The sequence below is a fragment of the Gracilibacillus phocaeensis genome (genome assembly GCF_900626275.1).
GTDB classification, from domain to species: domain Bacteria; phylum Bacillota; class Bacilli; order Bacillales; family Amphibacillaceae; genus Gracilibacillus; species Gracilibacillus timonensis.
Window position 1 is genome coordinate 997,055 of record NZ_LR131144.1, and the last position, 14,291, is coordinate 1,011,345.

Genomic DNA, 14,291 nt, shown 5'->3' on the forward strand with positions numbered 1-14,291 from the left:
GATAAAGGAAAAAGATTCATTTGCTGAGATGGTGTGTAGAGCGACGAGTTCGGTACTCGTCGTCTGCTCCTGTCCTGTTATTCAAAGCAAGCTCATCCTAACCACGGATGCGGCCCGTAATTCATCTGTGTAGTAATGCAAAATCAGAAAGGGTTGCTTGGAGGTGGAGAAAAATCAATCGATCTACTAAAACGACATTATCTACCGTTGAGGTACACTATTCTGATGATTTGTATAAGCTGGTTGACAGCTTAAATCGCACATTAAAGCAAGATAATTTAACATTTGGACTAACATTAAGTGAGGAAAATCATGAGAAGGCAATTTTCAGCATCTATCGAATTCAATAAATTTTGGTTGGTTTTTGTGATCGTGCTTTTGATAATCATTGGTTGTTTTATTTATCTTTATTCGCTTTATCAAGACACATTGGAAAATAAAACAGAAGGGGATCCGAGCGATATCGAGGAATTGGCAATAGAGAATACCGATATAGCAGAGATTGATTCCGTTGAACGTTATCATGGCGATTATGTCTATTATGTAATAGACGGTAGTAACGAAGAAGGAACCGAACAGTTCGTATTTATGCATCGGCCGGAGGAAGAAGACTGGCAATTCCAAAGCTTCGATAAGGAACCGTTTCATTCGAAAGATACCTTATTGTCAGAATGGTCCGATCGTTGTGACGGCTGTGAATATTTAGGTGACACGATTGGGATTGACGAGGAAACACCAATACTCGAAATTAAGTTCTTTAATCCATCCCAACAACTAGTTTATGAGAATGTCGTATTGGAAGACAAGAGCTACAATCGATTAACCTTAGATCCTACATTTAATTAAATAAAGAAAGGTGAATGAAAAGTATGCAATTAGCAAACAGAGTACAAACATTAACCCCCTCATCAACCCTAGCGATTACTGCAAAGGCAAAGGAGTTGAAGCAGGCTGGACATGACGTGATCGGCTTAGGTGCAGGTGAACCTGATTTTAATACCCCCGCTCCGATTATAGAGGCGGCCAAACAGGCGATGGACGAGGGCTTCACTAAGTACACTCCTGCTGGGGGAACGGTTGGGTTAAAACAAGCCATTCAAACCAAGATAAAAGCAGATCAAGGTCTGGACTATGGATTAGATCAAATCATTGTAACGATGGGTGCTAAGCATGCATTATACACCTTGTTTCAAGTATTGTTAAATAAAGGCGATGAAGTGATTGTTCCTGCGCCTTACTGGGTTAGTTATCCAGAACAGGTCAAATTGGCAGAAGGGAATCCGGTCTTTGTCGAAGCAGAAGAAGAAAATGATTTTAAACTGACACCAGAACAATTAGAACAGGCGATTACGGAAAAAACAAAAGCCGTTATTATTAACTCCCCAAGCAATCCAACTGGTGTCATGTATGAAAAAGAAGAACTGGCTGCCTTAGGTGAGGTGTGTCTGCGTCATGATATCTTTATTGTATCGGATGAAATTTATGAAAAACTGATCTATACATCGACAAAACATGTGTCTATTGCCGAGCTATCAAGTGCTCTAAAAGATAAAACCATTATCATTAACGGAGTATCTAAATCCCATTCCATGACCGGCTGGCGTATTGGTTATGCAATTGGTAATCAACAGATTATTAAAGCAATGTCGAACTTAGCTTCTCATTCTACCTCTAATCCTACTTCCATTTCACAGGTAGCGGCTGAGGCGGCTTACACTGGTTCACAAGCACCGGTTGAAGAAATGCGTCAAGCCTTTAGTGAACGATTAGAGAAATTGTATGAGTGGCTGGTGGCCATTCCAGGTGTTGAATGTGTCAAACCAAAGGGTGCCTTTTATCTATTTCCTAACGTACAAAAGGCGGTAAAACAAAATGGTTTTGATTCTGTAGATGCATGGGTGACGGCGTTGTTAGAAGAAGAGAAAGTGGCGCTAGTACCTGGATCAGGATTTGGTGCACCAGAAAATGTACGGCTATCCTATGCCATTTCTTTAGAGCAATTAGAAGAAGCAGCGAAGCGTATCAAACGTTTTGTAGAGAATCATCAGTAAGTGGAGGAAAGAACATGAAAACGACAATTAATCGTGTGTCTGCTTATGTAGACCAAGAAGTAACCATCGGTGCTTGGTTAAATAACAAGCGCTCCAGTGGTAAGATTGCCTTTCTGCAGCTGCGGGATGGCACCGGTTTTATTCAAGGTGTAGTGGTCAAGTCCGCTGTATCAGAAGAGATATTTCAGTTAGCTAAATCGCTGACACAGGAGTCTTCTTTGTACGTAACGGGTACCGTGGTTGAGGATTCACGCTCGCCATTTGGTTACGAACTGCAGGTCCGCCATTTAGAGCTGATTCATGAAGCGGTCGACTATCCGATTACACCAAAGGATCATGGTACGGAATTTTTAATGGATCATCGCCATTTGTGGCTTCGTTCCAAGAAACAGCATGCCATTATGAAAATAAGGGATCAAATCATCCAAGCAACCTATCAGTTTTTCCAAAGGGAAGGCTTTACCAAGATTGATCCGCCTATTTTAACAGGCGCTGCCGCAGAAGGTACCACCGAACTCTTTCATACGCAATATTTTGAGGAAGAGGCATATTTGTCGCAAAGTGGCCAGTTATATATGGAAGCAGCCGCTATGGCTTTCAATCGTGTTTTTTCATTTGGTCCAACTTTCCGTGCAGAAAAATCCAAAACAAGAAGACACCTGATTGAGTTTTGGATGATTGAACCGGAAATGGCGTTTGTAACTCATGAGGAGAGTCTGGTTATTCAAGAGCAGTATGTACAATATATTGCAGAATCCGTGCTAGCTAATTGTCAGCTAGAGCTGCTCACTTTAGAAAGGGATACAGCTGCCTTAGAGAAAATCAAGGCTCCTTTTCCGCGAATCAGCTATGATGAAGCCGTTGAATTTTTAAAAGAAAAAGGTTTTACCGATATTGAATGGGGGGAAGACTTTGGTGCACCGCATGAAACTGCGATTGCCGAAAGTTATGATCAACCCGTATTTATCACCCATTATCCGAAGTCCATTAAGGCGTTCTATATGAAACCAGATCCCGAACGAGAAGATGTTGTGTTGTGTGCCGATTTAATTGCCCCAGAGGGTTATGGCGAAATTATCGGAGGATCGGCGAGAATCGATGATTTGGATTTAATGGAACAGCGTTATCAGGAGCACCAATTATCAGGTGACGCTTATGAGTGGTATTTAGAGTTACGTAAGTATGGCAGTGTACCGCATGCCGGCTTTGGACTAGGTCTGGAACGGACGGTTGCCTGGATTAGCGGCGTAGAACACGTCAGAGAAACCATTCCATTTCCTAGACTACTCAATCGACTATATCCTTAACCAAGTGTAATCCTTTGCCCCAACTCGCAAAGGATTACGCTATTTCAGTAGCTTTAGTTGGAAATCATACGGACACTACAAAACATAAAATGGTGCTTTGAGTAAAGCTGTCGATGGTGGATGATGTTAAGTAACTAGTCCATCTATTCCATGTAGTAAATCGGATTGCTTGTCAGTGCGAGGAAACGCTCTGGAAATGGTTGTGCTTTTACCCGCGAGGCATAAGTCAACAAACGATTCGAGCACAGAATGTTCTCTCACCGTGTTTCTTTTTAGTTATCTGAAGCCACCCTCGCGGAAAGTGCAGTATATTCCCGCCGCACAGGTAAAACGATCAAACTCACTACGCAGGAAAGTAGACTACCTTAAACAAAGCTTCTCATCGTAAGAAATCGTTTGAGAGGAAGCATTGTTCCGTTGCTCATAGCTACAAGATCAACGATACAGCCAAATACTCTTCTTAACTAATCAACATCAAGCATACGAGGAGGATCAACATGAATGAACACTTACAAAAAGTCATACAGGATCAAATCAACGTTCCCGCCGAGTTGATTAGGCACTATGCATTATTGTCCATTAATGAAATGCAGTTGGCCATTATTTTGCAGATTTATTTAGCTCAGCGGGAGGGAAACCCATTTCCAACACCCGAGGGTATTGCCGAGCATTTATCGATATCCAGTAATCAATGTTCCCATTTATTACGTCAACTCATTCAACAAAATTTACTCCAGATAGAAGAGAATAGAAGCAATGATATGATTAATGAATATTACTCTTTAGATCCTTTATGGGAACGATTATACCATGAGAAGGAGCAGCCAGTTGAATCGCTTCACGAGAAAGTTGGAGAAGTATTCCAGAAATTTGAACAAGAATTTGGTCGAGCTTTATCTCCCTTTGAAATTGAGATGATTAATAATTGGCTGGATGAGGATCACCATGAAATCTCGCTTATTTATGCTGCCTTAAGGGAAGCGGTATTAATGGGGAAGGTTAATTTCAAATATATTGACCGGATCTTAATGGAGTGGAAGAAGAAAGGTATCCAATCACCACAACAAGCGCAGCAATCCAGCAAGGAATTCCATCAAAACATAGGAACGAAACAAACGAAACAAACAGATACCCGTTATGATAAATCTCTGTATTATAATTGGCTGGAGGAATAGAAGGGGGGATTACCATGCTGACAAAAAAAGAAATAGAGATCGTATTGGATCGCATAGAAGACATGTATCCAGATGCCAAATGCGAATTATTACATGATAACCCGTTTGAATTACTGATAGCCGTTGTGTTATCTGCCCAATGTACCGATGCGCTTGTAAATAAGGTGACGAGAACCCTTTTTCAAAAATATAAATCACCAGAGGATTATCTTGCCGTTTCCATTGAGGAATTGCAGCAAGATATTCGTTCGATTGGTTTATATCGAAATAAGTCGAAAAATATTCGTAAGTTATGTCAGACATTAATAGATGATCATGATGGCGTGGTACCTCATACAAAGGCAGAATTGGAGGGACTGGCTGGTGTTGGTCGGAAAACAGCGAACGTGGTTGCCTCGGTTGCATTTGGAGAACCAGCTATTGCAGTGGATACTCATGTCGAAAGGGTGTCCAAGCGTTTGGGGATATGTCGCTGGAAAGATAGTGTCTTAGAAGTGGAAAAGACCTTGATGCGAAAAATACCAAAAGAAGAGTGGAGCAATACGCATCATCGCTTGATTTTCTTCGGCAGGTACCATTGTAAAGCAAAAAGCCCGCAATGTGAGGTCTGTCCTTTATTGGAGCTATGCCGAGAAGGTAAAAAGCGCATGAAGAAACAGGAGGCTCATAGTTAATAACAAAAAATCACTTAGAACGATTGTTGATCTGAAAATGAGCTTTACTTTCGGCTATTGTATAAATGATTTAACCCTCAGAAAAACCGGGCATAATTCGCCCGGTCCTATACCGACCACTCAATGTAGCCACTGAATTGCCGATAAAATGATTATGTAAAGTAGACCACTTTCTGGAGTGGTAAGTTTGATCGTTTTATCTGTGCAAAGCAAGCGCTGCGGGAATATGCTACGCTTTCCATGGGGCCGGCTTCAGCTAACTAAAAAGAAGAGCACTTTTTAGTGGATCTTCAGCTCGTCCTGGTCCCATAGGAGTCTCCGCATATTCCCTCCGCTAGGTAAAAGTACAACAATGGTTGTCACTGCAAGAATGAGGGGTTCTAGGTACCTAGACAGTGTTGTAGCAAAACAAAAAAATCCTCAAATGATATTTCGACTGCGTATGGATGACGCTACAAAATGGTTCTTTCATTTATAAAAACCATAATGTAAGATCGAATCATGCTCTCAACAAGTTTATTTAGCATGATAATGGTGTCTAGAATTCTACATTCTAACAGTCATTTGATTGTAGTACTACTCCCCAGCGGAGGAAATAGGTGGAGACTCCTGCGAGAATAGCGCAGTGTGAAGACCCCGCAGGAAGCGATCTTTGCTGACGAGGAGGCTGAGCCAAGCTCGCGGAAAGCGGAACCTATTTCCGGAGCATTTCCTAGCACTGACAAACAATCAACTTTACCACATGGAATAATGGAACTAGATACTTTACATCATCCATCTTATCGGTACTCTCGTTCATTCAAGGTCAAAATCATTCCAAGTCCTACTATACCAAGGATTTTATGCTTTCTTATCTTTAGAAAAAAAGCAAGATGGATGCTAAAGTCCATCTTGCTTTTTGCTTATTCTTCTGAGGATTCATCAACTACGTTTCCTTGCTGCTCTTGCTCTCCATCTCCAGTGTTTTCTTGCTCATCCTCAGAATTGTCATTATTCTCTTGTTCTTGCTGTTGGTTATCGCCTTCTTGCTCACCTTGGTCATCACCGTTATTCTCTCCGCCATTTCCTTCACCTGAATTATCACCGCCGGAATTATCCTCTTCCGGAGGACTTTCGTCGCCTTCGTCAGGTGGAGTAGGCTCTTCTTCATTGCCTTCCTCAGGTTCTTCCTCCTCAGGGGCATCAGTTGCGACCTGTACGCTGGCAGAAGGACCTCTCGTATTATCTAATACAGGCGTCACATGGATGGTGTAGGTTGTATTCAATTCCAACTGTGTAATATTCACGGATTGCTGACTTGTTGTGAATTCATCTACATTTTCCCCACCTTGCTGCACGCTAACCTCAAATTCAACGGCTTCTTCATGATCATACTGCCAGCTAATCATAGCAGAGCGATTATCCGGATTAAAGGATTGCTGTAATTGACTGACAGCAGGTAATTCCTCTGTCTCCTCATCCTCCACCGTCACCGTTGTGGTAGCTGCTTCACTTTCCATTTCATCATTTTGTGCAATGACCTCAATGGTATAAGTTTCTCCTCTTTCTACATTGGAGATTTCCACTTGATTGTTCGATGTGGTGGTTAGTTCTTCGACGTCTCCATCAGTTCCAGCAGAAACCCTGAATTCCACATCACTGTCATCATGATCCCAGCTGGCAGTGATTTTATCCTCTTCTTCGGAGTACTCTGCACTTAAACCAGAGACAGGATCAAGCTCGTCAAACTTCTCGGAAATAGCACCAGAATCTGGCTCGGTTCCTTTAACGAAAAGCTCGGTTACTATTTGTGAGCTAGGCGTATAGCTACTTGGCCGTTTGGCTGGGTTAGAGCCATCTTCTACCTCGACTTCCACAACGGAGTCGGGGCGGCTAAAGTCTTGTGTTTCAATATTTTCGGATAAGAATGTCATCGTATCCTTAAATAAATATTTCGCTATATTGGTGTCTTCAATAGCCTTCCGTTCGTCATATCCTGTCCAAACAGAAACGGTATAGTTCGTTGTATAGCCAACAAACCATGAATCTGGGCTTCCAGGTTCGTCTTGTAAGTTGGTGGTTCCTGTTTTACCTGCTACCGGTAAACCGGAAATATTGGCCGCCGTTCCTGTACCACTTTCGACAACGGTTTTTAACATATCGGTAACCATATATGCCGTATAATCCGACATCGCGATTTCTTCTTCGGATTGCAGTTCTTCGGTGCTTTCATCCGGATACGTAATACTGGTTACAGAATAAGGTTCATGGTAAATTCCTTCGTTACCAAATGCCCCGTACGCACCAGCCATTTGTAGTGGAGTCACCCCATTACCAGTTCCTCCAATAACATCGCGAACAGAAATGTCTTCGAAATCAAGCCCTAAATTATTAGCAAATTCCGTGACATCACCATGATCAACCTCATCATAGGTCTTGACTGCTGGTACGTTTAAGGACCATTCTAAGGCGTAACGAGCACTCATCCAGCCTTGATATTGTCGGTTCCAGTTTCTAATCTCCGAATCTGTCCCTGCTACGGAATAAGGCTTATCATCATTAAGCTGCTGATAGGTCGACCATTGTAAATATTCGATGGCAGGTCCATAGGCCATAATCGGCTTCATGGCTGATCCACCTTGACGACCATCTCCATCGATGGCATAGTTCCAGCCATCATTTTCACGGTTTCTACCACCGCCAATTGCACGAATGGCACCCATTTTGGTATCTGTCACGACTAGACCTGCTTGTAACTCATCATCTCCGCCAAATGTCTCATCACTATTTAATAGGGATTCGACATGTTCTTGTGCCCTTGGATCAAGGGTGGTCTGTACTTCTAAGCCATCTTCATAAATATCGGCACCCGTTTTTTCTTGTACTTCATCGCGTACTTGTTGAATAAATGATTCATATTTGACAAAGTCAGGTTTTTTATCTACCAATAGATCTTCGATGTTGACGTTTCGCGCTTCATCGGCCTCTTCTTCAGAAATTCTATTATGAAGTACCATATAGTTTAATACGGTGTTCATGCGTTCTTTGGTCAGCTCTGGATTGACAAACGGGTCATAAGCAGATGGCCTTTGAGGTAAGCCAGCTAAAATCGCTGCCTCCGCCAAGGTTAATTCACTTAAGTCCGTTTTGCCGAAATAAATCTCTGCTGCCATCGCCACACCATGCGCACCAGCGCCATAATAAATTTTGTTGACATACATCTCAAAGATTTCTTCTTTGGAGTACTGGGCATCCAAGCGAAGGGCAAGCCATTGTTCTTGCACCTTTCGTTTCAATTTCTTGTCATTCGATAAAAAATATCCCTTTACCACTTGTTGGGTAATCGTACTGGCACCTTGCGCGCCAAACCCATCCCGCACATTGGCAAGGACTGCTCCGCCGATTCGTCGGAAGTCAATCCCAATGTGATCCTTGAAGCGGATGTCTTCTGTCGCCAGGATGGCATCCTCTAACACCGTAGGCACATCATCATATGAAATCTTTGTGCGTTTCTCGGCGCCAATTTTGGCAAAAATATCACCATTTATATCATATAAGTTACTTGTAGTTGGGTCGGATAATATCGAGGCGTCTAGTTTCGGCGCCGTGATAATGTAATAAGAGAATAACACACCCACACCTAGTCCAATTAATAGAATGGCAATAAGGGCGTATCTTGCTATTTTTCGCCACAATGGCTTATTTTGCTTTTTCTGATCTTTTTGTTGTTTTCGTCTTGCTGTCCTACTCTGGCCTTGTTCCGCCATAAGCTTTTCCTCCGTTCTTCATATAATGACTGTCAATAACAGAGAGGTAGTCCACCTTTGCTTGATATCGAACAGGGATTATATGCCCTTCCTTTTTCAAAGTTTCATAACGAATTGATTTTCTGCCTCCGGAAAATTGGTTTTCCCAGTAGATAAACAAGCTTTCCGCTGGGAATAAAAAGGTTTCCTGAGTAGCATGAAATCGAATAATAACAAAGCAAATTCCTTGATGTGCTACGACTTGTTTCATGTGATCAATTTGATGTTGATGAATATTGTTTAAAGGAAAAGAATGTTTGTTTTTCGTTTCTTTCGCTTCAAAATCAATATGTCTGCCTTTATAAACGCCGTTGTAGTCAGTGGTAGAGGCTTGTTTAAAATAGGCCTCTTTGATAACCGCTGCACTTCTTTTTGGATAATCCACATGAACAATTTGAACAGGTGTAGGCTTTTTATGGATAATCGCTGTATTGTTTGCTAGATAGTGCTGGTTCGTTTCATTAATATCGTCTTCTAGTGTCATGCCACGATTACTGTAAACCGTTTGTTTATTGGTTGAATGATTAAATTTGGCTGATGATCTCCTTCCATTTGGATATTGCATGTTTTTCCCTCCTACATATCATCAACACACCCAACTTTCAAACTAAAAGTTGGCTAGATTTATCATACGCTATGTAGCGAAAATCTTCAATGAATAAGTATTAAAAACGCTTGCTATTACAAGGTGCCAGACCTTTATACATTCGCAAAAAATACACAAAATTCGGGGGTATTCGGAAGGAAAAGAAGCGACCGTCATGAACGGACCATGACAGTAGTTGTTCTAAGTAAAGAAAGAATAGAATCCTTGGTATAATAGGACTTGGAATGATGTTGACCTGAAACGAACATGGATTAAACGAGGTATTATCAGACAATTATGTGAGCAAAGACTTGCTTATTACGCGTTTTTGTTACACGTTCAACGTATATTGTCATAAAGAACCGGGCGCGGTTTGCCCGGTTTTTCCTTCATCTAAGTAGAAGGACGGTTGGGTCCATTGATTTTTTTATCATTTTGCGTTGGAATGGTACGATCTCGATTTTTGTCGTTTTTTCGCTGTTTCTTTTCTTTCATTTTGGAAAAACCTCCTTTTGGTATTAGTTTGACGAATTTTAGGTGAAACATACATCATCACTGCATTTTCTGTCAGGTAAGTTCTAGTTTTGTCAGTGCTAGAGGAGTATTATTTTTTTTATCGAATAGGTTAGGTAAGCGATAAAAACGAGGAGGAATGAAGAGATGGATATGTATTCCACGATGTATCGAAAAGAAGTGTGCCAGCAGAAATTAGAACGATTAATTCATTTATATGAACAAATAGAAGAAACATGGCCAGAATCAGAGGAGCAGGAAGTATATGTGCCGATAAAAGAGGGGGCGTAATGGCATTCTTTCGTAAAACATGTTAGGGTGTATATATAAATTGAACGTATAAAAACGTGTGATAAGCAAGTCTTTGCTCGCTTGATGTCCTGATAATACTTTGTTTGATCCACTCACACGAATGGTTCAAGAGCAGCTATACAGATCCATGAGAAATTATTTCATTCAATTTATATAGTAATGAGGCAGAAAGGCGGTTCATTATTTATGCTGCTAACCTATATAGAATCACTGGAAGAGATTTTGCTCCAATTGCAACAACGATATTTGACGCATGAGCGCCCGGACAATAGACGAGATCCTGACTTTTTTTCACTAGTAAAGGAAGAAACGGACCCCATCTTTACCTTAATTGATCAATGGTATCAAGAGGCTGTTCCTTTCGTACAGGACCGTGAAGTGCGTGTTCATCCGCAGCAAGTCGACTCTACAGAGGAAAACATGAAGCTGTTGTTGCTGCATAGTTATTATATCGATACCCCAAAATCACGGTATATGGAATTACATCAATCGGTTTTGTACGTGATGGAATTATTGAAGCAGGATCTCAAACAATAAAAAAATTAGCTCTGCATAGGTAAGTGTCTTAGACAATCTCTCACGCATGACATACGCTAGTATGGAATAATAAATAGTGAGGTGACTTATAATGAGACATTGTCGACCTAACATGGGTTGTGGAATGCCTACGAAAACCATTGTTCATCCAACCAAGTGTAATGAGGTTCATACCTGTAGCGAGAGCCTTGTTAACCATATTCACCCATCCCATACCAATGTAGTAAATCATCATTTAGTAAAGAATGCACACTATTATCCACATACTACCTCTAACCAAAACACGGTTAATTCGGTGAATGTAAATGGTGGTGGCATGATGCCGCAGCAAATGGGCCCAATGAACAACTCCATGAATCCGATGAACCAGAACCAATCCATGAATCCAAACGGGAACGGTTCCTGCGGTTGCTAGCTCCTTGAATCAGGAAGTCCTGCGTGTGCAAACCTGTCATAATCAGACGTTATGACAGGTTTTTTTGCATGGGGAAAATAGGATCTGTGATATGGATCAGATCATTCGCAGCGAAGGCGGCAAAAAAGTTTGTCTGACAGTAAGACTAGAATATATTTGTTATTTGTTTTATACTAAGGTAAAGTAAGACATAGCAGGATATAAAGTTCCTGTTGTTTTAGCTGTATTTGTTTATACAGGGAGACTCACGGACGCAGCGAACGAGGTAAAGGCAGGGTCATAAAGTGAAAATTATTACAATTTCAGGTAATAAGCCCCATGAACTCCAAATTCGTAATGAGAATGATCCGCGTATCCCTTACGTGAAGTTAGCATTAAAACAGCGGTTAATTGCTTTATTGGAAGAAGGACTCGAATGGGTGATTATGACGGGTCAAATGGGAGTGGAATTATGGGCAGCAGAAGTTATTCTGGACTTAAAGCAAATGTATCCCATTAAATTAGGCATATTTCCTCCTTTTTTAGAATATGAATCTAGATGGCCGGACATTTATCAAGAAAAATATTTGAAAATAACGGAAAAGGCGGACCATTTTCAGCCTTTATATAACGAAACCTATCAAGCAGCATATCAACTCATCAATAAAGACCGCTGGCTGATTGATAAGACAGAAGGGGCCTTATTGCTAGTGGATGAGGAACATCCTGGAAGTGTGCACTTTTTGTTGGACAAGATCAAGGTTGCAGTTGATCAAAGGCAGTACTTGTTGATGTACATTACACCAGAGGATTTAGAAGAAGTGGTACGAGAACAACAAGACTTTTTTTGAATAGGCAGCCGGTTCATCTTGGGTAGTGTGACTTGCTTACAAACGAAAATGGACTGATTAAATGAGGTGGAGAGAATGGCAAATCAACTGAATGGCAAAGAAATTTTGGAAAAGACATTTAAAACTTCCATGAGAGGTTACAATCAAGAGGAAGTCGATGAATTTTTAGACACGATTATTCAAGATTATGAATTCTTTCAAGATGAAATAGCTCGACTACAGCAAGAGAATGACCGCATGAAGAAAAGCACTGAACAAACGAGGTTACGTCCGTCTACATCCAATCATCAAGTCAATTATGATGTATTAAAACGATTATCGAACTTGGAAAAAGAAGTGTTTGGCAAAAAGTTTGAGGAGTAGACGTTTGGGCTGTTTTTCCATTGACTATTGTGCGATTCATGGTAAAATGGTAGAGGCTTTAATGAATGAATGTGGAAGTAATCGCTGCACATCCCTTAGAGGATATGTAGAGGAAAGTCCATGCTCACACAGGCTGAGATGCCTGTAGTGTTCGTGCTTGACGAAATCATAAGTCAAGGTAACCATGCTTTCATGGTTAACGGCAGGGAAAACACCTACGTCCGACTGGATAGGGTGTGAATACCTTGAAAGTGCCACAGTGACGTAGCTAAAGAGGAAACGATTTAGGTGGAACGAGGTAAACCCCTCGAGTGAGCAACCCAAATATTGGTAGGGGCATCTTTTAGTAGGGAATTCAACCGAACGAAGGACAAGCTTTTGCTTGTAGACAGATGATTACGCCTTTTGTACGAGGCTGACCACCGCTTGTAGTACACAAAAGGACAGAACATGGCTTATGACATATTCATTTGGTCCTTGTCTATAGTAACGAAACCCCTTTTTACATGTTAAAAAGGGGTTTTATTCTTATATGTATCGCTCGTAATATATGCTGAAAGGAATGACATAATGAAGAATAAGGTAACCTTGATTGCTACTGCAGCAATGGGTTTAGAGGCTATCGTTGCAAAAGAGGTGCGCGACTTAGGGTATCATGAGGTAACCGTAGAAAATGGAAAAGTACGATTTGAAGCGGATGTAAAGGCGATTGCGCGCTGTAATTTATGGCTTAGAACAGCAGACCGAGTCAAATTATTAGTGGGGGAGTTCAAAGCATATAGCTATGATGAGCTCTTTGAACAGACGAAGGCGCTGCCATGGGATCAGTATATCCCTGAAGAGGGGATGTTTCCTGTCACAGGAAAATCACATAAATCTACTTTATACAGTGTGCCAGACTGTCAAGCGATTGTGAAAAAGGCGATTGTCGAGAAATTAAAACAAAAGCACGGGGTGGCTAACTGGCTTCCAGAGACAGGGCCACTTCACAAAATCGAAGTAGCGCTGTTAAAAGATGAGGTAAGCTTGACATTAGACACATCTGGTGCGGGATTACATAAACGAGGTTATCGTCTTCACCAAGGAGAGGCTCCTTTAAAGGAAACATTAGCCGCTGCCTTAGTCAAACTGACCAATTGGCGTGCAGATGCCCCATTTTATGATCTATTCTGTGGTTCAGGCACGATTCCCATTGAGGCTGCCTTGATTGGACAGAACATTGCCCCCGGTTTTAATCGTTCCTTTGCGGCAGAGGAATGGGGATTTGTTCCGTCTAACTATTGGGAAGAGGCGCTGGAGGAAGCGGAAGATGTCGCGGAATATGATCGTCCGTTAGCGATTTATGGTTCGGATTTAGATCCGCGGATGCCTGAAATAGCTCGCGAGAATGCACTAGAGGCTGGACTGGCTGACTTGATTGATTGGAAACAGATGCAGGCAGCGGATTTTCATTCCAAAGCAGAAGGCGGTTATATTGTCAGTAATCCGCCATACGGGGAACGAATAGGGGATAGAAAACAAGTGGAAGAGACCTATCGAAGACTCGGGGAGACATTGCGTGATTATCCGTCCTGGAATATCTATATCTTAACGGCAAACGAAAACTTTGAACAGCTCTTCGGCAAAGAGGCATCCAAGAAACGAAAGCTGTTTAATGCTTTTATCAGAACTGATTATTACCAATACTTTGGTCAAAGGAAACGATAAATGGCCTTTTCAATATAGTGAATTTTCTAGAAAAGG

Annotated in this window: 14 protein-coding genes and 1 other RNA gene; 13 read left to right on the forward strand and 2 right to left on the reverse strand. The window is 41.5% G+C overall.

The features are described from left to right. The first annotated feature begins 173 nt into the window (after nucleotides 1-173). The 6 genes from E0E32_RS12615 to nth all read left to right on the forward strand — a co-directional run bounded on the left by E0E32_RS12615 (nucleotide 174) and on the right by nth (nucleotide 5,207). Nucleotides 174-350, forward strand: coding sequence for a YpmA family protein (locus E0E32_RS12615; protein ID WP_235817581.1), 177 nt, complete (start codon nucleotides 174-176; stop codon nucleotides 348-350). Next, nucleotides 313-846: a cell wall elongation regulator TseB-like domain-containing protein gene (locus E0E32_RS12620; protein WP_066193254.1), complete on the forward strand. Its 534-nt coding sequence runs from the start codon at nucleotides 313-315 to the stop codon at nucleotides 844-846. The genes E0E32_RS12615 and E0E32_RS12620 overlap by 38 nt, the downstream gene beginning before the upstream one ends. A gap of 23 nt (nucleotides 847-869) precedes the next feature. Beyond that, the gene (locus E0E32_RS12625; protein WP_066193255.1) at nucleotides 870-2,051 is read left to right on the forward strand and encodes a pyridoxal phosphate-dependent aminotransferase; all 1,182 of its coding nucleotides are present in this window, start codon (nucleotides 870-872) and stop codon (nucleotides 2,049-2,051) included. A gap of 14 nt (nucleotides 2,052-2,065) precedes the next feature. Beyond that, nucleotides 2,066-3,358, forward strand: coding sequence for an asparagine--tRNA ligase (gene asnS / locus E0E32_RS12630; RefSeq protein ID WP_130859877.1), 1,293 nt, complete (start codon nucleotides 2,066-2,068; stop codon nucleotides 3,356-3,358). Nucleotides 3,359-3,855: 497 nt separating this feature from the next. After that, a complete protein-coding gene (locus E0E32_RS12635) occupies nucleotides 3,856-4,533 on the forward strand; it encodes a DnaD domain-containing protein (protein WP_130859878.1) in 678 nt (225 codons plus the stop codon). A 14-nt stretch (nucleotides 4,534-4,547) separates the two neighbouring features. Next, on the forward strand, nucleotides 4,548-5,207 hold the full coding sequence (gene nth / locus E0E32_RS12640) for an endonuclease III (RefSeq protein WP_066193261.1): 660 nt from the start codon (nucleotides 4,548-4,550) through the stop codon (nucleotides 5,205-5,207). Nucleotides 5,208-6,109: 902 nt separating this feature from the next. Here nth and E0E32_RS12645 read toward each other — a convergent pair. Together E0E32_RS12645 and recU are read right to left on the reverse strand one after the other, a co-directional pair. Then, nucleotides 6,110-8,953: a PBP1A family penicillin-binding protein gene (locus tag E0E32_RS12645; protein WP_066193265.1), complete on the reverse strand. Its 2,844-nt coding sequence runs from the start codon at nucleotides 8,951-8,953 to the stop codon at nucleotides 6,110-6,112. Continuing rightward, nucleotides 8,931-9,557 carry a Holliday junction resolvase RecU gene (recU, locus tag E0E32_RS12650; protein WP_130859879.1) on the reverse strand — a complete coding sequence of 209 codons (627 nt, stop codon included), beginning with the start codon at nucleotides 9,555-9,557 and terminating at the stop codon, nucleotides 8,931-8,933. The genes E0E32_RS12645 and recU overlap by 23 nt, the downstream gene beginning before the upstream one ends. A gap of 681 nt (nucleotides 9,558-10,238) precedes the next feature. Between recU and E0E32_RS22275 the strand changes: the two genes are divergently transcribed. From E0E32_RS22275 to E0E32_RS12680, 7 genes are all read left to right on the forward strand, one after another. Further along, nucleotides 10,239-10,382, forward strand: a complete 144-nt coding sequence (locus E0E32_RS22275) for a hypothetical protein (protein WP_161485719.1) — start codon at nucleotides 10,239-10,241, stop codon at nucleotides 10,380-10,382. Nucleotides 10,383-10,562: 180 nt separating this feature from the next. Beyond that, nucleotides 10,563-10,940, forward strand: a complete 378-nt coding sequence (locus tag E0E32_RS12655) for a DUF1798 family protein (RefSeq protein WP_286171905.1) — start codon at nucleotides 10,563-10,565, stop codon at nucleotides 10,938-10,940. 91 nt (nucleotides 10,941-11,031) lie between these two features. Then, nucleotides 11,032-11,355, forward strand: a complete 324-nt coding sequence (locus E0E32_RS12660; protein ID WP_078060122.1) for a CotD family spore coat protein — start codon at nucleotides 11,032-11,034, stop codon at nucleotides 11,353-11,355. 284 nt (nucleotides 11,356-11,639) lie between these two features. Next, nucleotides 11,640-12,185, forward strand: a complete 546-nt coding sequence (locus E0E32_RS12665) for an SLOG family protein (RefSeq protein WP_066193270.1) — start codon at nucleotides 11,640-11,642, stop codon at nucleotides 12,183-12,185. A gap of 75 nt (nucleotides 12,186-12,260) precedes the next feature. After that, the gene (gene gpsB, locus E0E32_RS12670) at nucleotides 12,261-12,548 is read left to right on the forward strand and encodes a cell division regulator GpsB (protein WP_066193272.1); all 288 of its coding nucleotides are present in this window, start codon (nucleotides 12,261-12,263) and stop codon (nucleotides 12,546-12,548) included. 69 nt (nucleotides 12,549-12,617) lie between these two features. Further along, an RNA gene (gene rnpB / locus E0E32_RS12675) (RNase P RNA component class B) lies at nucleotides 12,618-13,011 on the forward strand. A 107-nt stretch (nucleotides 13,012-13,118) separates the two neighbouring features. Next, nucleotides 13,119-14,255 (forward strand): THUMP domain-containing class I SAM-dependent RNA methyltransferase, encoded by a 1,137-nt coding sequence (locus E0E32_RS12680; RefSeq protein WP_130859880.1) that lies wholly within the window; start codon nucleotides 13,119-13,121, stop codon nucleotides 14,253-14,255. The last annotated feature ends 36 nt before the right edge of the window (nucleotides 14,256-14,291 follow it).